The sequence below is a fragment of the Winogradskyella sp. PC D3.3 genome (assembly GCF_054366245.1).
In genome coordinates this window covers 12,501-32,277 of record NZ_CM135962.1, presented here as the reverse complement: position 1 = coordinate 32,277, position 19,777 = coordinate 12,501, and the positions used below count along the sequence as shown (strand labels likewise).

The 19,777-nt window shown below is 33.0% G+C and carries 16 protein-coding genes (1 of these 16 running past the window's edge); 9 read left to right on the top strand and 7 right to left on the bottom strand.

Annotation, left to right across the window (positions count from 1 at the left end):
- Nucleotides 1-65 precede the first annotated feature (65 nt).
- From lysS to ACXGSQ_RS00120, 4 genes are all read right to left on the bottom strand, one after another.
- Nucleotides 66-1,754 (bottom strand): lysine--tRNA ligase, encoded by a 1,689-nt coding sequence (gene lysS / locus ACXGSQ_RS00135; protein WP_458627647.1) that lies wholly within the window; start codon nt 1,752-1,754, stop codon nt 66-68.
- Nucleotides 1,755-1,836: 82 nt separating this feature from the next.
- Nucleotides 1,837-2,727, bottom strand: coding sequence for a thioredoxin family protein (locus ACXGSQ_RS00130; protein WP_458627646.1), 891 nt, complete (start codon nt 2,725-2,727; stop codon nt 1,837-1,839).
- Nucleotides 2,728-2,835: 108 nt separating this feature from the next.
- Nucleotides 2,836-3,243, bottom strand: a complete 408-nt coding sequence (locus ACXGSQ_RS00125) for a DUF1573 domain-containing protein (protein WP_458627645.1) — start codon at nt 3,241-3,243, stop codon at nt 2,836-2,838.
- Between the two features lie 109 nt (nt 3,244-3,352).
- Nucleotides 3,353-4,408 (bottom strand): response regulator transcription factor, encoded by a 1,056-nt coding sequence (locus ACXGSQ_RS00120; protein WP_458627644.1) that lies wholly within the window; start codon nt 4,406-4,408, stop codon nt 3,353-3,355.
- A 111-nt stretch (nt 4,409-4,519) separates the two neighbouring features.
- Here ACXGSQ_RS00120 and ACXGSQ_RS00115 point away from each other — a divergent pair, with 111 nt between their 5' ends.
- The 4 genes from ACXGSQ_RS00115 to lipB are packed head-to-tail and all read left to right on the top strand — an operon-like array spanning nt 4,520 to nt 6,220.
- On the top strand, nt 4,520-4,678 hold the full coding sequence (locus tag ACXGSQ_RS00115; protein WP_092446701.1) for a YqaE/Pmp3 family membrane protein: 159 nt from the start codon (nt 4,520-4,522) through the stop codon (nt 4,676-4,678).
- A gap of 40 nt (nt 4,679-4,718) precedes the next feature.
- The gene (locus ACXGSQ_RS00110) at nt 4,719-5,369 is read left to right on the top strand and encodes a hypothetical protein (RefSeq protein WP_458627643.1); all 651 of its coding nucleotides are present in this window, start codon (nt 4,719-4,721) and stop codon (nt 5,367-5,369) included.
- Nucleotides 5,370-5,389: 20 nt separating this feature from the next.
- Complete coding sequence (locus ACXGSQ_RS00105) at nt 5,390-5,518, top strand: hypothetical protein (protein ID WP_458627642.1); 129 nt, start codon at nt 5,390-5,392, stop codon at nt 5,516-5,518.
- Nucleotides 5,519-5,521: 3 nt separating this feature from the next.
- Complete coding sequence (gene lipB / locus ACXGSQ_RS00100; protein WP_458627641.1) at nt 5,522-6,220, top strand: lipoyl(octanoyl) transferase LipB; 699 nt, start codon at nt 5,522-5,524, stop codon at nt 6,218-6,220.
- Nucleotides 6,221-6,255: 35 nt separating this feature from the next.
- Here lipB and ACXGSQ_RS00095 read toward each other — a convergent pair whose 3' ends face one another.
- The 3 genes from ACXGSQ_RS00095 to ACXGSQ_RS00085 form a co-directional block, all read right to left on the bottom strand.
- Nucleotides 6,256-7,305 carry a nucleoid-associated protein gene (locus ACXGSQ_RS00095; RefSeq protein ID WP_458627640.1) on the bottom strand — a complete coding sequence of 350 codons (1,050 nt, stop codon included), beginning with the start codon at nt 7,303-7,305 and terminating at the stop codon, nt 6,256-6,258.
- Nucleotides 7,306-7,394: 89 nt separating this feature from the next.
- Nucleotides 7,395-9,749 carry a ribonuclease HII gene (locus tag ACXGSQ_RS00090; RefSeq protein WP_458627639.1) on the bottom strand — a complete coding sequence of 785 codons (2,355 nt, stop codon included), beginning with the start codon at nt 9,747-9,749 and terminating at the stop codon, nt 7,395-7,397.
- Between the two features lie 32 nt (nt 9,750-9,781).
- Nucleotides 9,782-10,384 (bottom strand): ribonuclease HII, encoded by a 603-nt coding sequence (locus ACXGSQ_RS00085; RefSeq protein ID WP_458627638.1) that lies wholly within the window; start codon nt 10,382-10,384, stop codon nt 9,782-9,784.
- 214 nt (nt 10,385-10,598) lie between these two features.
- Between ACXGSQ_RS00085 and ACXGSQ_RS00080 the strand changes: the two genes are divergently transcribed.
- From ACXGSQ_RS00080 to ACXGSQ_RS00060, 5 genes are all read left to right on the top strand, one after another.
- Entirely contained in the window at nt 10,599-13,553 is a 2,955-nt protein-coding gene (locus ACXGSQ_RS00080) for a SusC/RagA family TonB-linked outer membrane protein (protein WP_458627637.1), read from the top strand.
- Between the two features lie 21 nt (nt 13,554-13,574).
- Entirely contained in the window at nt 13,575-14,957 is a 1,383-nt protein-coding gene (locus ACXGSQ_RS00075) for a RagB/SusD family nutrient uptake outer membrane protein (RefSeq protein ID WP_458627636.1), read from the top strand.
- Between the two features lie 18 nt (nt 14,958-14,975).
- On the top strand, nt 14,976-15,812 hold the full coding sequence (locus tag ACXGSQ_RS00070; protein WP_458627635.1) for a Calx-beta domain-containing protein: 837 nt from the start codon (nt 14,976-14,978) through the stop codon (nt 15,810-15,812).
- Nucleotides 15,813-16,055: 243 nt separating this feature from the next.
- Nucleotides 16,056-17,966 (top strand): S8 family serine peptidase, encoded by a 1,911-nt coding sequence (locus ACXGSQ_RS00065; RefSeq protein ID WP_458627634.1) that lies wholly within the window; start codon nt 16,056-16,058, stop codon nt 17,964-17,966.
- A 134-nt stretch (nt 17,967-18,100) separates the two neighbouring features.
- On the top strand, nt 18,101-19,777 hold the 5' portion of the coding sequence (locus ACXGSQ_RS00060) for a putative porin (RefSeq protein ID WP_458627633.1). Its footprint extends 276 nt past the window's final position; the window shows 1,677 of its 1,953 coding nt (coding positions 1-1,677); its start codon is at nt 18,101-18,103; its stop codon lies beyond the right edge, outside the window.

The window sequence follows — 19,777 nt, the reverse complement described above, 5'->3', positions numbered from 1 at the left end:
TTTAAACTAAAAAAAAGGAACTACCTCTCAGTAATTCCTCTTTTATAAATGTATGTTAGAGGCTTTTAAACCAGTTCTACAAATAAGCCATCATCAGTTTTCTCAACCTTTGTTAAGCCGTGTTTGCTTAAGCCTTTGATTCCTTTATCCCAACCTTTATTACTTAATCCAGATTTTGATTTTAGGACTGTTAAATCCATGCGTTTTTCAGATTTTAAAACTTCTAAAATTGCTTTTTCATTATCACTTAAATCTACTTTTTTCTTTTCTGGACGCATCTGAGGGAAGAATAAAACTTCTTGAATACTTTGATTGTTGGTTAAGAACATGATTAAACGATCCATCCCAATTCCCATACCTGATGTTGGAGGCATTCCGTATTCTAAAGCACGTAAAAAATCGTAATCTATAAATTCGGTAGCTTCATCATCTCCTTTTTGTGCCAATTTTAATTGGTGCTCAAAACGTTCGCGTTGGTCTATTGGGTCATTAAGCTCAGAATAAGCGTTAGCGACTTCTTTACCACAAACCATTAACTCAAAACGTTCAGTTAATTCTGGGTTTTCTCTGTGTTCTTTACAGAGTGGGCTCATTTCTTTTGGATAGTCCGTTATGAATGTTGGTTGAATATAATTGCCTTCACATTTTTCGCCAAAAATTTCATCAATCAGCTTGCCTTTACCCATGGTTTCATCAACTTCAATATGCATAGCTTTTGCGGCCGCTCTTATGTCATCTTCAGATTTGTTGTAAATATCAAAACCTGTAAATTCTAAAATAGAATCGCGCATCGTAATACGCTTATAAGGTGCTTTAAAATTGATTTTATGCTCACCAAAAGTGGCTTCAGATGTTCCATTTACAGCAATAGCACAATGCTCTAATAGTTGCTCACAGAAATCCATCATCCAGTTGTAGTCTTTGTATGATACATAGATTTCCATAGCTGTAAACTCTGGATTATGCGTTCTGTCCATACCTTCATTTCTGAAGTTTTTAGAAAACTCATAAACTCCATCAAAACCTCCAACGATTAAACGTTTTAGATATAATTCGTTAGCAATTCTCATATATAATGGAATGTCTAAACTATTGTGATGTGTAATAAACGGACGCGCCGCAGCACCACCAGGAATAGGTTGTAAAACCGGTGTTTCTACTTCAAAATAACCAGCATCATTAAAAAACTGACGCATCGCATTAAACAATTTAGTACGCTTAATAAACACTTCTTTAACGTGCGGATTTACGGCTAAATCAGCATAACGTTGTCTATAACGTTGCTCAGGATCTGTAAACGCATCATACGTTTTTCCATCTTTTTGTTTTGGTATTGGTAACGGTTTTAATGCTTTACTTAGTAATTTGAAATCCTTTACCATAACGGTTTTTTCACCAACTTGCGTTGTGAAAAGTGTACCTTCAATACCAACAAAATCTCCTAAGTCTAATAATTTTTTAAAGACATCATTGTATAGCGATTTGTCCTCGCCTTCGCATATTTCGTCTCTGTTAAAATATACTTGAATACGACCTTCGCTATCTTGCAATTGTGCAAAAGAAGCCTTTCCTTGAATGTTAATTGCCATTAGACGACCTGCGATTATCACCTGTTTACCGTCTTCAAAATCAGATTTTATCTGTTTGGAAGTATGATTAACCGGAAATAAATCCGCTGGATAAGGGTTGATCCCTAAAGCTCTAAGCTTTTCTAACTTTTGGCGTCTTACCAATTCTTGTTCTGAAAGTTGCATTCTTATTAATTTTTATAAACTTACCAAGTGTTGGTAAGTGGCTGCAAAATTACACTTTTTACAAAAATTAACGAGTACCTTTTTAGTTAGATTTAATAACCTTTAAATTTTCTTTGAGATCTTTATTGTTGGGAAACAATTTTACAGCATTATCAAGTATTGTTATCGCTTCAGATTTTTTATCAGAAACCCCTAGAGTATTAGCTAAACTCATATAAGTTCTTGGCTCGTTTGGAAATAACTTTGTATTTAGAGTAAAAACTTCAATAGCTTCATCTTTTCGGTCTGTTCTGTATAATATTGATCCATACGTATTAAGCTCATACATACTTGATACTTTATCTTTATGAGTTTTTAGTAATTTTTCACCTTTCTTTTTTAAGCCTTTGACGCCTTTTTTCTTTAGAATATTATCAATTGCAGTAACAATTTGATATTTGGATTTGTAATTGTTTACCGTGATGATATTCTGAATATCGTCTTCTAAAGTTGTAATGGGATGTTCAACTATTCGATTAATTTCTTTTCCGTTTTTGTTGAAAATAATGGTAGGTACACGATGGATATTTAAACCAGCTTCTTCGTGTTGTGGACTTTGTTTATACATATTAGGTTCTCTACTTACAGCAATAACGGTAAGTTGATCCATAGGAAAATTACAAGCTTCTAAAACTTTATATAATTTGGGAACTTCTTGTTTACTATCTCCACACCAAGTGCCCATAAAAAGGGTGATATCATAATTTTTTAATTCAGAAGAAATAGAAGAAGTTTTGGAGGTGTTAACTTCATATTCGGCATAATTTTTAGAAAACCAAGAGCTGTAATTTTTACCTTCTAAACCAGTTTTGTCAATTTTTCCAAGTAAATAAGGGGTTTTTCCGTCCTTTATTATTTCTTGATTGCGTTGTTGTGCATTGCTGTGAAATACGGTTACTAATGTGATTATGATGGTTAAAATGGTCGTTTTCATTTTTGATAATTTTATGATTGATACTGTTTGTCTTCTTGAGCTCAGTTAAAAGGTGTTGTATGAAATAGCTATTGGCCAAGCTCAATTAGACAGATGAGATATTTAATATTATTTAGAGGCCACTATATTTCCTTTGATTTTTAAGATTTTGTTGCCGCCTTCTGCATTAGAAATAACAGTAACCGTTTTTGTAAAAGCCCCTAATCTTTTGGTGTCGTACTTAATTTCTAGTTCACCTTGATCGCCTGGTTGTATAGGTGCTTTTGAATAATTTGGCACTGTACAGCCACAGCTTGTTTTAACTTTTGTGATAAGCAAAGGAGCATCTCCAGTATTGGTAAATGTGAAAATCCGCTTACCTTCTGCATTTTGAGTTATGGTTCCGTAGTTAATAACTTCAGTTTTAAATTTTAAAATAGCAACTTTTACATCGTATTTGTCAAATTCGGTTGGTGCAGCGTTAAAAAAACTTAGTGCAAAAATTAAAAGAATGCTAATGTTTAATGTTTGTTTCATAATAAATATTTTAAATGATTAATATGAAAACAAACATCTCATATAAAGATGTGAAATTTAAAAAAAGAAGGTTGGAAATTGGTACTAGTACCTAGGTTGAATTTTTTAACTATTTGGTAAATAGAGACTTTGCGTCGTTTCTAGATTGCACGTTTAACTTTTTGTAAATGTTATTAGTATGCGTTTTTACCGTGCTTACACTTAAAAAAAGTGCTTCAGCAATGTCTTTGTTGGTTTTGTCCATGAGCAAATGCTCTAAAACCACTTGTTCTTGTTTAGATAATTTAGCTTTTAAATCATCAATTTTAGATTGGTTTCGTTTCCAAAAGTGATATAATAAAAATAGATTTAGAATAATTGATAATCCTAAAAAGGAGTAGAGTATAACATTCCAATTTGATGCTGTTTCTCCATTTGATGCAGCTAACATATAACGATCAGCTTCTAATTCATTAGTATACTGTTTGGTGTATGGTGCATTAGGATAAGTAGTTTCTAATCGTGCTTTTAAATTGTCGTAATATTGGTTTTGTTTCAGGTCTTCAACATAATAGCTATGCAAATCACTACTTCGGTCCGATAAATACGTATAAATATAAAGTTCTGCTAAAGGCTCATCTAAAGCTTCACCAAAGTATTGAAGGGTTTTAAACCACTTTTTATTATTCAGTTTACGGTTCGCTTCACTTCTAAATTCTCCATAGGCAAAACGCATGTCGTTTTTTAGAGAGTCTATTTTTACAAATGCATTTGCTTTAGGATTGTTAGATTCTACTCTGCAAAATACTTGATTTCCAAATGAAAAAGGCAGTTTTAATGTGTCTGTGTTTTTTGCGATAAATAACAGTGCTTCGCTATCGCTACAATGCCCATTAAAGTGATTAACACCTTGTTGAATATCGGAGCATTTATCTACGTGAATACGATAAATACGATTTTCAGTATCTAGCATATTGCCTTTAAACTCAAAAAAGCCTGAGGAATCAGCAGTGGTTTTAGCGATAATTTGTTCAGAATACACACCAGACATTTTTCGGTAATCTTCAACAATAGAAAGGTATACTGCTCTATCCCATTCTTCAGGATTTGTATAGCCCGAAAATGAATATTGCGCTTTACAAATAGAAGAGATACTTAAAAAAACGAAGAGAAGTTTTAGTCGCATAAAACGAAACTACATAATTTTATTTTGATTTCAATATCGAGAATTGATAAAAAATGTAACATTTTAAATTAAAGTACGTCTTATAATTACATCAAATCATCAAAACGAATTATGAGTATCTGGCGTGTTATCCTTTCTATTATTTGTCCACCTTTAGCTGTTTTAGATAAAGGTTGTGGTTCCATTTTAATTACCTTTCTGTTATGGCTCTGCGGTTGGGTGCCAGGCGTTATAGCAGCTTTGGTAATTTTGAACAACCCAGAGCGATAAAAGTCTTACCTTTGTGCTTTCGAAAATTAATACCAGATATATGAAAAATTTTATATTGTCATTAGTGCTAATTTGTTTTTTAACGAGTTGTAATGTCACAGAGTCAATTGTGTTTAACAAGGATATGAGTGGAGCGTATATGACGTCTTTTGATTTAACTCCTATGATGAATTATGCAAATGAAAACAGACCTGTTACTAAGGAGGGACCCAAAAAGGAAAAAATTGATACCACTATAGTTTTTAGTGAATTATTTGAACAGTATAAAGATAGTGTTGCGGCGCTATCTGAAACAGAACGTGCTAAATTAGAGCGTCTTAAAGGTATGGTGTTAAAAGTTCGTATGGATGAAGAAAACAATGTTTTTGATTTTAATATGCAAAAATCATTTAAGTCCTTTAAAGAATTAGAACATATTAATGACCAAGTTGATGACGCTATGGGATTTGCTAAAGACATTGGGAATAAAGATGCTAACGCACCTAAAGGTCAGTTAGATGAGCTTACTAAAGTAGATAAGGTAATCTATGCTTTTGATAATAACACCTTTTCACGTTTAATGCCCAATGCTGTTGCGGAGCAAGAAGCGGAAGAACTTAAAGAGGAAGTAGAAGCAGAGGAAACTAATGATTTTACTAAACAATTTGAAATGCAATTTGAAGAGATCTCTCACAATCGTATTATACTTTAGAGTATCAGTTTCCAAGAAAAGTGAAATCAGTATCTAATGAAAATGCACTGATTTCTGAAGATGGGAAAACGGTGACTTATAAAGTGTCTTGGAATACACTAAAAAAAGACGCTGCCTTAATGAATTTAGACGTGATTTTAGAAGATTAAGCTGTGAATAAAACAATACAACTTCAGGATTTAGGGGTAAAAGATTTTAAAGCTACTTGGGATTACCAAGAAGAGTTATTTAAAGCTATTTTAGATACTAAGGTGAAAAATAGAAGGGAAGATGCAGGTTTAGAAACCGATAACCACTTTCTTTTTGTAGAGCATCCTCATGTTTATACATTGGGTAAGAGTGGTGATCTGTCTAATTTGTTGCTTTCAGAAGCGCAATTAGCCGAAAAAGGAGCAACATTTTACAAAATTAATAGAGGTGGAGATATTACTTATCATGGTCCTGGACAAATAGTAGGTTACCCTATTTTAGATTTGGATAATTTCTTTACCGATATCCATAAATACTTGCGCTTTTTAGAAGAAGTCATTATTCTTACGTTAGCTGAATACGGTCTAAAAACCGAGCGTAGTCCTGGTGAAACAGGGGTGTGGTTAGCTGTTGGAACGCCATTTGCTCGAAAAATTTGTGCCATGGGAGTGAGAGCAAGTCGCTGGGTGACTATGCACGGATTTGCCTTAAATGTGAACGCCGATTTAGGGTATTTTGATCATATTATTCCATGTGGAATTAAAGGTAAGGCTGTAACAACATTGAACAATGAATTGGGTGTCGATAGCGTTGATGTAAATGAAGTTAAAGAGAAGCTTTTAAAGCATTTTAGTACGCTTTTTGAAGCGCGTTTTGTTTAACTTAATCGTATGTCGTCTGACTTTAATAATTCAAATTAAGACTCGTCGTTAAAAAACACCTTGTAATAATGCATTTTTTTATCCTCATCGTAGCCGCGTTCTAAATATTCTGCTGAGGCATCAGGTGCATCAACATCAAGTTTGATTTGGATGTTAGTATCGAGTTTAATTTCAGTTTTAATCTTTTGTTTCTGCTTTTTTAAGGCCACTTCAGAAACATCAAATTGATTTCTAATGAGCACTTTGTTGTCAGATTCATATGTTTTCTTGTAGTCTTCAAACAATTGAATTTTATCTTCTTCGTCAAAAACTTCTTCTTTAAACGTATCAATATTTACAATTTCATTTTCTTTAAAAAAGTCAACCGTTTTAGCTAAAAAATTACTTTGTTCTTGACCTCCAAAATTGGGTTGTAAAACCTCCTTTGAGAACTCTCTACACAACTCAATACAGTTTTTTGTGTGTTGGTTGCTATCGTCTGGGTATTTAATGTTTAGGAAGCTTTTTATCCAGTATTGTGTGTCATACGTGTTGTTGTCTACACTAAGTACGATTTTACCTTCCATATCAGACGTATTTAAGATTAAACAACCTTTGTCTACCTTCTTGGCTTGAATCCCTTTTTGTACTAGAATATCGTAGTTATTGTCTTCTAAATAGGTTTGAAAAAACTCAGTTTTATTTTCAATTTTAAAAATTCCAATAGCATCTGTAAAATAGTCTTCATATTGAATATTTTCAAAATGACAAATTAACACATCTCCAGTTTTAATTTGAGCTGAATTACTTTGTTCAAATAAATGGGTGACAATATGTTTAGAGAGGTCTACAAAATCAGCGTCTTCTTTAAATAGTTGATCGCTATAAGTGTTGATTTCATTAAGGGCAACATCACTATGGTGGTGAAAACGGTAGCTTTCTGCAACACTAACAAATGGTTTTAAAAGATAGGGTAGCATTAAATGATAAGTTGCTTCGTCAAAATCTACAATGGCATCTGAAAAGGCATTTTTTGTGCCATTAAATTTGTTACCTACTTTGTGAATTATACAGCTTTTTATGGATGCTTTTTGTCTTTTTATCATGTTGAAATTTGTCGTCTAAATATTTATTATATAATACTACAAAACACTGGCCTTAACGAAGTCAAAACAGCGTTTAATTAGTATTGATTTTAATGTAGTTTGTAAACCACTATTGTTTTATCGTCGCTTTGTGTAATAAGTTCTAGGTCGTTATCATTATCTAGTTTTTCTAAGGTGGCGCTGGCCGTACCAAACACAGGGAAATTGGGAATTGATTTAGCTTGACTATCAAATAGATATACTTTTTTAGATTGTAAATCTGTTGTTGTTACGTAAATCTTGTCGTTTAGATAGAAAATTTTAGGATCGGTATATTCACCATAATCCAAATCAATAGTTCTAGACTTAATAATTAATCTGTTTTCTCGCAAGGATACTAATGTTTTACTTGTTGTTTCTATTTTGTGCTTATCTGTTAAATTAAGGTTTTTTGTACTTAGGTTGCCTTTGGTGTCTATTTGGATAAGTTGTCCTAGTGTGTTCGTTGTTGTGAATTTATTTTGGTACAAATAGATGTCATTACCTGAAAAACGAATCTTATCTTTTACGTTAATCCTAACATGGCCTTGTCGGTTTAAAATTTTAAGATGTTCGCCGGCTCCAAATACAATATAATCTTTTGATCCTATTCTAAAATGTTTGGGCTGTGTTACAATGTTAGAACCGTTGTTTTTATAATTAAAACCGCCTACTGGTTGGCCTTTAGTATTATACATCAGTAAATTTTTTCCTTGGGTAACGAGTAAGCGATAATCTTTTCGTTTATCGTAATCAAATACCGATAGAGGTTGTGTAATAGCGTCCTTAAATTTTAATGGGAAAGGGGAAACATCATTGCCATTTCTATCTAAAACGTATAATCTGTTAGGTGTTGTAAACGCTAATTGTAGCCTACCGTTTTTGTACATATCAATTTGCTGAACTTTACCTAGGATTTTACCTTGTAATTGTTTTTTCCATAAGATGTTACCTGAGTTAGATACTAAGTAAAGTACGTTGTTTACGTCTTGTACTATAATTTCGTTTGATTTTGAAACATGGTTTTTAACTGTTTGTGGAGCAATTAATATGGTTGACTCTAATGGTGTTGTAAATGCTTCAGAGACAGAGTTTGAGGCCGGTCTTTTTTTGAATTTTTGAATGACTCCGTTGATATGAGTAAAATTAGCTTCCTGTATATATTGAACAGCGTTGGCATTGTACCCTGTCATCTTTTTACCTAAAATATTGGATAATGCCTTTGAATTCTTAAATATAAACAATGATGATTCATCACTTAAATCATCACTAATACTTTTAAATGCATCAGAATTAGCTAAAGTGTTATTGTTTAGCGCGTCTGTTAATATTGATTTTAAAGTTTCAGTAGAATTAGAAAACACTATAAAATTTTCAAAAACCGAAAAATACTTGGCATTTTCAAAACTAATAAAGGGTATTAAGGTAGATTTAAAAAAATCGGGGTGTGCGAACTCATAGATTTCAATATCTCTGAAGGATTCAAACGTGGATTTATCTTCAATAGATTCTAAAATTAAGTTGGTGTCTAATGAATGGAGTACTAAAGCATTGTCAATTAACGCAATTTCAGTAGTGAAATTCAAAAAGGTTTCAGGTCTTTCTAATATGCTGTCCTTGCGGTGATTGCGGTTTCTGTTGAATATAGAAAAATCATCAAAGGCAATACTGATTAAAGAACTCGTATTGTAAGGAGCAATATTGGGGGTGTTCGTCTTTTGAGGAATGGTGTTTTTAAAGCGCTCTAAATTGTTGACCATAGAGTCTTTAGAGGTTAATATACCATTGTAATTTAAGCCTTTTTCAGAATAATTAAGATCTAGAACGGTAATGCTGGTATTTCCTGTGTTGACAACATCTGAAAATAGTAACTTGGAATAATTTGTGGCTGCTGATTTAAATAGGACAGAGGCAACTGAGGTCTCATCTGTTGTTTTAATTAATTTACTCAGTTCGGCATTGTTATTCGTGGCATTTAAAGTTTTTAAAAGTTCGAGGTTGTTTGAACCCGCAAAAGTGTTTCCGATAGCTCTGTGGTAAATGGTACTACTATCGATTTGAGTCTTTGTTATATTTGAGTCTAATAAGGTTTCTGAAGTAATATTCTTAATAGAATCAAGCCTAAATAATGTACTGTCGTTTTTCGTAAGAATCAAGTAATTAGAATCGGTAAAAGCAAGATAGACTTGTTTGGTTGTGTTGAGATGACTTAAAATAGGAGAGGCTTTTTTTAACTCCTTATTATATAGTTCAAAAAGGATAGCGTTATTTTCAACGCTTTTAATAAAATCATTAAGCTCATTTACGCGAACGATGGCAGATGTTTCTGCAGGAATAAAATTATAAGGTTGTTTTGTTTTGTTGTAGTCTTTTTGACAGGCAAATACTGAGATAAACAAAATTGATAATAAACCAAGTCGCTTCATTAAATTGAAAATTTAGTTTACAAATATAAAAGTTATATATCCAATTTGTATTGCTCTGGTAATAATCTAAAGGATTTTCTGTGATATTTAGTGATACCATATTTTTTTATAGCGGCTCTGTGTTCCTTTGTTGGGTAACCTTTATTTTGTTTCCAGTTGTACATCGGAAATTCTTCATGAATTTTTTCCATATAAGCATCTCTATACGTTTTTGCTAACACAGAAGCGGCTGCAATACTTAAAAACTTACTGTCTCCTTTTATTATGGTAGAGTGTGGGGTGTTTTTATAAGGTTTAAATCTATTACCATCTACAATAATATATTCAGGAATGGGTTCTAGGATGGCTATAGCTCCATGCATGGCGTTGATTGAAGCGTTTAGAATATTAATGGTGTCTATTTCGGTTTCATAAATATGGTGGACACCAAAAGAAATACTTTGGTCTTCAATTATAGGCTTTAGAAGTATTCTGTTTTTTTCAGAAAGTTGCTTAGAGTCATTTAATAATGGGTTTTTAAAAACGTCAGGTAAAATAACTGCAGCAGCTGTAACAGGACCAGCTAAACAACCGCGACCAGCCTCATCTGTACCACATTCTAATTTATAACTTGAAAATTTAGGTTCTAGAGCCAAAATGTTAATTTTTGAACAAAGTTAAAATTTTAACGCAACCCTTTTACACTTTTTACATCTAACTAGTGAGTTGTTGCCCAAAACAATGGTCAAAATCGGTTTTATCTATTGTTGTCATTATCGTAACGTTGTTAACATATTTTTAGCAGAAACGCTTGCTTATTTAATATTTAATTAAGATGTTTGCAACAAGACTAACTCAAATAATTGTTTTATGAAATTAAAGTTAACATGGTTATTAACGCTTTTTATGGCGTTCGTGATGCAATTTTCTTTTGCACAAGAGAAAACTGTCACAGGTACAGTTACAACATCAGATGATGGTTTGCCTCTTCCGGGAGCAACAGTAATTGTAAAAGGGACCTCTAGAGGTCAACAAACAGATTTTGATGGTAAATTTACGATCAAAGTCAATCAAGGAGATATATTAGTTGTCTCTTATGTAGGAATGAAAACTGCTGAAAGAGCAGTGGGTTCTGGAAATATTTATGACGTGGTTTTAGAACCTGATAATGTTCTAGATGAAGTAGTCGTTGTTGGGTATGGTACTGAGTCGAGAGAGAAGGTAGGTACGGCAACGTCTTATGTTAAGTCTGAGGAGATTAACAACGTAGCAATTGGTAATGTTACGCAAATTTTGCAAGGTAGAGCAGCTGGTGTTAGAGTATCTAGTGGTTCAGGACAGCCTGGTGCTGATGCTAATGTAATTATTAGAGGTATTGCTTCTATAGCAGGTGCGGGTCAGCAACCTTTATATGTTATAGATGGTGCACCAGTTGATAATGCTGTGTTTTCTGCGTTAAACCCTAACGATATAGCTTCGGTAAGTGTGCTTAAAGATGCAGCTTCTCAATCTATTTATGGTTCTCGTGGTGCAGCAGGTGTTATATTAATTACAACAAAGAAAGGAACAAAAGGGAAAACGGTTGTTCAATATTCTACATCGACAGGGTTTTCTGAATCAGGGAACACAAATTTCGATATGATGAATTCAAGAGAATTACTTGAGTTTCAGAGAAGAGTTGGTCAATCACCTGGTGTTGGTTTAACAGATCAGGAAATTAGTACCTTAGCATTAGTAGATACGGATTGGTCAGATTTGTTTTTTAGAACAGGTAGAACATCTACACATGATTTTTCTATTTCTGGAGGAAATGAAAATACACAGTTTAGATCTTCTATTGGTGTTTATAATCAGGAAGGTATTGCTTTAAGTTCTGGTTTGGATAGATATTCAGGAGCTATGAACATCTCACACCAAGTATCAGATAAGTTTAGAGTAAATACTTCGTTGATTGGAAGTTTTTCTAGATCTAATTTTATAGATAGTGAAAATAGTATAACATTGCAAAACCCTTTTGCTGCGGTGTATTTAGGAGCTCCTTATGATCCGCTTTATAATGAGGATGGAAGTTTTGCTTCAGGAAGTGGTCTTGTTGGTCCTAATGCTTACGAGCATTTAGTGAATAGTCGTAATACTACTGAGCGTATTAGAGCTACTTACACGGTTTCAGGTGAGTATGATATTTTAAGTTTTTTAACGGCTAAGGCTTTTGGTTCTTTAGATTACAGAGAGTCTGTTAATACTAGTTATACTGATCCTAATACTGAATATGGAAGAACTACTTCACCTGGGAATGCAGGTAGTTATGGTTCGTCTTTTAGTAGAGGTCTTATTTTAAATGGAAGATTTTCATTAGAATTTGATAAAACATTTAATAGTGTTCATAATGTTAATTTTGAAGTGTTTTCAGAATTTTTATCTGATAGAACAGAAGCGCCATTTGGTTTTGGTTCTACGGTATATAATCTTAATGAAAATGTGCCACCAGGATTGGCCGCAGCTACTATTTCAGAAGATCTTCTTCCAGATTTGACGGGATCTAATGGAACACCTGTAAATATTCAGTCTTATTTTGCGAAAGGTAGATATACTTATGACAATAAATATACTGTGACGTTAACTGGAAGAAGAGATGAATCTTCTAAGTTTTCTAAAGCTAATAGAGTAGCTTACTTTTGGTCTGCTGATGTGTCTTGGAATATTCATAAGGAAGCGTTTATGGAAAATTTAAGCTTTGTCAATAGCTTAAAATTAAGAGCAAGTGCAGGTACCGTTGGGAATCAAGGAGCTATTGGTACATTTCAGACGAGAACTATCTTTGGGTCAGGTCAATATAATGGATCGACTACATTATTTCCATCATCTCCGGGTAATGCCGATTTAAAATGGGAAACTGTTACTTCATATAACTTAGGTTTAGATTATACTGTTTGGAATGGAAGAATTTCGGGTGCTGTTGATCTGTATCATAGTACTACTTCTGATTTATTTGTGAACCAAAATTTATCAGCAACTTCTGGTTTTGGAAGCCAAGATATTAACGCTGGTGAGATGGTAAATAAAGGTGTTGAAGCTGAGATTAGTGTGGTGGCATTACAGGATTCTGATAATGACTTCAGTTTAACACTATTTGGTAATATTGGATATAACAAGAACGAAATTACGAGCTTAGGTCAGGTTGATGAGTTTGAGCAAGGAACTTCAATATTGAGAGAAGGTTTACCTTATGGTACTCATTATATTGTAGGTTGGGCCGGAGTTAATCCTTCAAATGGTGAACCACTTTATTTAGATGCAAATGGTCAAGTAACAAACGTGTTTACTGAAGATAATAGATTAACTGATTATGGGACATATATAGCACCTTTTACCGGTGGTTTTGGTGGAGATATTAAATATAAAGGTTTTTACTTAAACACGCTATTTACTTTTGAGAAAGACTTTTCTAGATTCAACAACCAATCATTTTTCCAAGAGAATCCTAACTTTGCACAATTTAATCAGTTAAAGATAATGAATACAATGTGGGAAAATCCAGGTGATATTACGGAAATCCAAAGCTATTTATATCCTAGACAATTTTCTTCAAAAGATATAGAGGATGCATCATATTTACGTTGGAGAAAATTAGAAGTAGGTTATACATTACCTTCTAAATTTTTAGATAACACGTTTATTCAATCAGTTAAGATTTACGCACAAGGTCTTAATTTGTATACATGGACAAAATGGACAGGGTTTGATCCTGAAGATGATAACAATATTGCAGCTTATGAATATCCTACAGCTAAAACATATACTTTAGGTCTGGACTTTACGTTTTAAAAAAAATAAAAAATAAACATTATGAAAAAATATATATTAATATTATTTACTATATCCACAGTCTTTTATGGTTGTTCTGATATATTAGATACTACACCGGGAGATGCTACAACGGATGCCAACTTTCCTAATAGTGTAGATGATTTAGAGCAAATGGTGTTAGGGTCATATAATAGCTATCCAGGTAGAGCTATTATAGAGGCTTCATCTCTAATATCTGATGATGTTAGAATCGCACCTACAAATACAGGTCAGGGTGCATTTTTATACAATTGGACATACACATCTACGGAGGATGATTTTGAGGCAATTTGGGATGCCTTGTATACTTCAATTAACAGAGCAAATCAGGTAATACTAAACTTTGATAAAGTTACACCAACGACTACTGAAATTGATGATTATAACAGATTTATAGCGGAAGCTTATGGAATGAGAGCTTTTAGTCATTTTGTGTTATTGCAAAGTTTCTCAGCAGATTACAGTCCTACAAATTTAGGGGTACCTTATGTAACCTCTTTAGGGGTGCAACAACGACCTGCTCGTGATACGGCGGAAGATGTTATGGATGGTATTAAAAGTGATATAACTGAAGCATTAAATTTAATGCCATCAACTGCTAGTGATGTTTCAAGATTAACAACTAATGCTTTAAAAGCTTTAAGAGCTAAAGTAGCATTATGGGAGGGGGATTATGCAACGGTTATTTCAGAAGCTGATGACGTTTTAGCCGCTGTTCCTATTGCGTCTGCAACGGAGTTTTCTAATATATGGAATGATACTTCAAATGCTGGTGTTATTTTTGAAATTGGTAGAGATGCTACAAACGCTGGTGATGGGTTATCTGGTGATTTAGGTGGTATTTATACAAGATCATCTAATTCGGATATTTTCTTTAATCCATCTGATGAAATCAGAGGGTTATATGCTGCTGGTGATATTCGTCCTTCTGTATATTTTACGGGATCTGGTAGTACAGCGAAAATAATAAAATATGCTACTGCTGATGGTCAACCAGGACTTAATGATACTAAAGTATTTAGAGCAGAAGATATGTTGTTAATGAGAGCTGAAGCTAAAGTAAGATCGGTTCCTTCTGATTTAGTTGGCGCTGCTGCAGATGTTAGTTTATTGTTAACTAATAGAGGGTTAAGTGCTACTACGTTTGGTGCAACTCAATCTGCTTTAGATTTTATATACTCGGAAAGAAGAAGAGAACTTGCTTACGAAGGGCATAGAATTTATGATGCTAAACGTTTTGGAAAAGATATTACACGTGATGCTGTAGATTGTATTAATGTTCTTGATTGTGATTTAATTGATGAGGATAGATTTACTTACCCTATTCCTCAGTCTGAAATTTTTGCAAACCCAAGCATAGTTCAAAATCCAGGTTATAATTAATAAATTAAAAAGTAGAATATGAAAAATTATAAAAGTAAAATATTAATGACATTCGCATGTTTAGGTCTGTTTGCCTTAAATATGGCGTGTGAGGATAATGAGCCGGAAGTTTATAATGGGAATGCATTTATTTCGTTTTCGGAACAAAATAGTCCAATTAATGTAGATGAAAATGCTGGATCTAGAGAGTTCATTATTGGTATTACTGAAACTTTTGATACAGACGTAACAGTTACATTATCAGTGACAGACGATACCGCAGTTGAAAATACTGATTTTGTTTTATCTTCGAATACAGTAGTAATTCCTGCTGGGGAATTTGTAGGTAGTTTTAGTGTTCTTCCAACAGATGATGAAGAATTTAATAATACAAGATCCTTTGATATTGAGATAGTTTCAGTTTCTGATTCTCGTATTAAAATAGGTAATGCTAATGTTGATTCGTATTTTAAAACTATCAATATAGTTAACGATGATTGTCCAAGTCAGACAAGCCTTTGGTTTGGGAATCTTAGAGTTCAAGATCCAGGTTATGCTGATATTCCTGCTACTGGGTCTAGTACGGCTTCAGGTGTTTGTGATGTTTTATTAATAGATGGTGATCTATCAGGATATAATGCTTATAGTGAACCTTTTGAATTGTATTTTGAGCCGGCTAGTGAAGGTGCTACTACTGGTTCAGTTAATTTGCCACCACAAGTATATTGTTCTGCGTGTAGTGAAGGCTTTGATGCTATATTATCAGGTTCTGGTACATATAATGAAGACACACAAACAATTGTCTTATTTTGGAGTTTAGATAGATCAGATGGTGCTTCCTTTGGGTCTGGCACTCATATTATTACACCTTTGTAATATTATTTAATAGCTACGAATTATTTAAAGTCCTGTGAATTTTTCACAGGACTTTTTATTTTTAATAACTACTAGTAGTGAGCGTTTTATATAGAAGTGAAAGTCATTGTTTAGGTTATTATATGTTTAACTTTACTACTATTAATTTTAAGTCTTATGTTGGTTGTTTTGGTTAATTTTGGAAAATAAGGATTATATTTGTCACTTATGATTCCAAATTTTATTTATTAAATAACAAAAAGAATGAAAAAAAATATCCTAACTGCTTTTTTTTTAGTAGCTGTGACTTTTGGGTTTTCTCAAACTGAAGAAGAGTTTAAAATAATAAGGTCACATTATAATAGCGAACAATCTAAAGCTGTAATAAATTATCTAGGCATAGAAAACGATAAACGATTAGACCGAATTAAATTGTTTCTTGATACGTTATCTGAAGAAGAACGTAAGAAAATCGATATTGTTAAGCTTAGGGATATAACTGAAGATGGTAAACCTCTTTATTATGTTTCTAGTAATAATCCTGCAGCGATAACTATTAGAGCAGATAAGTTGTATGCTGCTGGGAACGATTCGGGAATAGATTTAAGGGGGCAAAATATGGTAGCAGGTGTTTGGGAGGCTGAAGATGGTTATCCATTACGCTCACATCTTGATTTAATGAATCGAATTACTGTTATAGATGGCGGATCTAATGTTTCTTTTCACGCTACCCACGTAACAGGAACAATTATAAGTTCAGGGAATAATTACCCATTAAATTTAGGAAGAGGTATAGCTTATGAAGCTACTGTTCTAGCAGGAAACTCAAGCAACGATAGCCAAGAAATGGCTATACAAGCGGCAAATGGCCTGTTGGTATCTAATCATTCTTATGGTTATGGTGCTGAAAATCTATCTGTTGCTACTTTTGGAGCCTATCAAACTGATGCATTTAGTGTCGATTTGATTACTTATACTAATCCGTATTATTTACCGGTAATTTCTGCGGGTAACGATAGGGATGATTTTTTCTTATATAACCCATCTAAATCTGGTTATGATCTTCTTTCTGGTCAATCAGTTGCAAAAAACTGTATTACATCTGCGGCAGTGGGACCAGTAATGAGTTATACGGGACCATCGAGTGTGGTAATGTCTTCTTTTAGTAATTGGGGACCTACAGATGATGGCCGTATTAAACCAGACATTTCTTCACAAGGTGTAAATGTGACTTCTACTAGTAATGCGTCTAACACAGCTTATGGTAATTCAAGCGGAACATCAATGTCAGCTCCAGGAATCACAGGACTGTTATTACTGCTACAGGAGCATTATAATAATGTAAATTCTCAATATATGTTAGCGGCAACTGCTAAAGGGTTATTGTTGCATACGGCTGATGAAGCTGGTCCTTCTGATGGTCCAGATTATTCTTTTGGTTGGGGTTTAGCCAATGGTAAAAAAGCTGTTGATGCTATATCTAATAATAACGTCAGTGCTTTTATAGAAGAGACGGCATTAGCTAATTCAAGTTCAAGAAGTTTTGATGTTGTGGCGGCAGGTAATGAACCTTTAATGGTGTCTATATCTTGGACAGATCCTCAAGGAGCTATTTCTAGTGGAGTTGCTAATGATCCAACACCTGTATTGGTAAATGATCTAGATCTTAAGTTAACTAAAGGGACTACCGATTATTTTCCTTGGAAATTGGATCCTGCTAACCCAAGTTTGGGAGCAACACGAAATTCTACGAACGATGTAGATAATTTTGAAAAAGTAGAGGTGGATGCTCCAAGTGTAGGTGAAACCTATACGGTAACCATTAATCACAAAAATACTTTATCTGGTGGTTTACAAAATTATAGCCTTATAATTACTGGTGGTATTCTGTCAAGCTTGGGCGTGTCAGAATCTTCTTTTGACCAACTTTCAATTTATCCTAATCCTAACAAAGGACAGTTTACAATTAGTTTTGATTCTAGCTTAAATAATAACAGCGATGTTAAGATTGATATTTACGATATTAGTGGACGATTAGTTTATAAAAATACTTTTGCTAATAATTCTGCTAGATTTAATGAAACCATAAACTTAAGTGGCGTAGCTTCTGGAGTATATGTTGCAAACATTTCTAAAGGAGGTAATGTTACATCTCAAAAAATTATTATAGAATAAACTATTTCTTAAGTACATAATTTTAAAGACCAACAAATAACACTGTTGGTCTTTTTTATGTTAAGTAAATTGTAATTTTATATTTGTAAACAATAATTTATAGTTTACTTTGTTTGAAAACTAGATAGTATTAAATGCACATCAAAAATTTATACATACTCATACTTTGTTTCTTTACATTAGGCCTTAGTTCTCAAACTAAACTTACTAAGGGGTATACTGGTGGTGGACGAGACAGTTCTGCTTCTAAAAAAATTAATGGATTTAAAGGTGTAGCTACCATAGATATGTATCTACAGTATAATAATGCTTTAGATTCTATACCAGTAGATACAACATTAACAATTAACAAGGAATATAAATTTAATTACCTTCAAAAAGATAACTTTAATTTAATGGCGTTTGCTAATATGGGGCAAACGTATAATACGCTGAGTTTTGATGCTTGGGATAATAAAACGTCTCCGTCATTTGGCGCAAGAGCACGTCATTTTAATTATTTAGAACATAGCGATATTAAGTTTTATAAAGTGCCAACACCATGGACGCGTTTAACCTACAAGACCGCGTTTGAGCAAGGACAGCTTTTAGATGCGTTCTTTACTGTAAATCTTTCTAAACAATTCAATTTTTCAATAGCATATAAGGGATTGAGATCTTTGGGAAACTATCAAAACGCATTGACTAGTTCTGGGAATTTTCGATTCACTTCAAAGTATCAATCAAAGAATGATAAATACGAAGCGAAAGGTTATGCGGTGATGCAAGATTTACTCAACCAAGAAAATGGTGGGTTAAAAACAGAAGATCTCGATAACTTTACTTCAGGAAATCAAGAGTTTTTAGACCGTTCCGTATTTGATCCTGCTTTTGAGGATGCGGAAAATATATTAGAAGGGAAACGTTTTTATATAGAACAGTCTTATAGATTACTGCATAATAAAGATTCCATAAGTAATAATAGTATCACTTTAATTAATAAAAACTCATTAGAAGATAAATACTATCAATATAAACAAACAACATCGGCTACGAGTTTCTTTGGAGAGGCTTTCGCAACGAGTATTAATGATAAAGTTAAATTAGAACACTTTAATACATCTCTAGGATTGAAGTATTCCAATAATACCATTGGAGATATTCAGTTTGGATTGAATTATACAGATATTAATTATGGTTATAATAGTATCGTTATATTTCCAAGTGGAAATATAACGAACAGAATTCAGGCGAATTACTTCGGTGTTAAAGGGCAGTATTCAAAAACGTATAAAGGTTTCAATGTTTCAGCAAAAGGTGGACTTAACCTTTCTGACATATTTGTTGGTAGTTTCTTTGATGGAATAATAAATCTGAAATTAAATGATGATATTGCCTTTTCTGGAGGGATAGCCATTAATTCTAAACTAGCAAACTATAACTATTTATTATACCAAAGTGACTATATCAATTATAACTGGGATAATTTAGATAGTTTTAAAAATGTAAATACACAGCAATTAAAATTCAATATTAAATCAGAAAAATGGTTTAATGCTTATTTCGATTTATCTAATATAGATAACTATACCTATTTCAATTTAAAGGAAGTATCTGACGGTGTAAATATAATAGAGCCAAAACAATATAATAAACCACTTCAATATTTAAGATTGAAATTGCAGAAGGAATTTAAAGTGGGGAATTTTACATTAGATAATACACTGATGTATCAAAATGTAGTAAGTGATGATGATGTTCTTAACGTACCTGCAATCATAACTCGAAATACGCTCTATTATTCCAATCAATTATTTAAAAAATCAATGACG

Bases quoted from the DNA above. Each gene is read 5' to 3' on its own strand.
- ACXGSQ_RS00110 (WP_458627643.1), top strand. From the start codon at position 4,719: ATGAAAAATTTTATATTGTCATTAGTGCTAATTTGTTTTTTAACGAGT.
- ACXGSQ_RS00075 (WP_458627636.1), top strand. From the start codon at position 13,575: ATGAAAAAATATATATTAATATTATTTACTATATCCACAGTCTTTTAT.
- ACXGSQ_RS00115 (WP_092446701.1), top strand. From the start codon at position 4,520: ATGAGTATCTGGCGTGTTATCCTTTCTATTATTTGTCCACCTTTAGCT.
- ACXGSQ_RS00065 (WP_458627634.1), top strand. From the start codon at position 16,056: ATGAAAAAAAATATCCTAACTGCTTTTTTTTTAGTAGCTGTGACTTTT.
- ACXGSQ_RS00080 (WP_458627637.1), top strand. From the start codon at position 10,599: ATGAAATTAAAGTTAACATGGTTATTAACGCTTTTTATGGCGTTCGTG.
- ACXGSQ_RS00090 (WP_458627639.1), bottom strand. From the start codon at position 9,749: ATGAAGCGACTTGGTTTATTATCAATTTTGTTTATCTCAGTATTTGCC.
- ACXGSQ_RS00125 (WP_458627645.1), bottom strand. From the start codon at position 3,243: ATGAAACAAACATTAAACATTAGCATTCTTTTAATTTTTGCACTAAGT.
- ACXGSQ_RS00070 (WP_458627635.1), top strand. From the start codon at position 14,976: ATGAAAAATTATAAAAGTAAAATATTAATGACATTCGCATGTTTAGGT.
- ACXGSQ_RS00120 (WP_458627644.1), bottom strand. From the start codon at position 4,408: ATGCGACTAAAACTTCTCTTCGTTTTTTTAAGTATCTCTTCTATTTGT.
- lysS (WP_458627647.1), bottom strand. From the start codon at position 1,754: ATGCAACTTTCAGAACAAGAATTGGTAAGACGCCAAAAGTTAGAAAAG.
- ACXGSQ_RS00130 (WP_458627646.1), bottom strand. From the start codon at position 2,727: ATGAAAACGACCATTTTAACCATCATAATCACATTAGTAACCGTATTT.
- ACXGSQ_RS00095 (WP_458627640.1), bottom strand. From the start codon at position 7,305: ATGATAAAAAGACAAAAAGCATCCATAAAAAGCTGTATAATTCACAAA.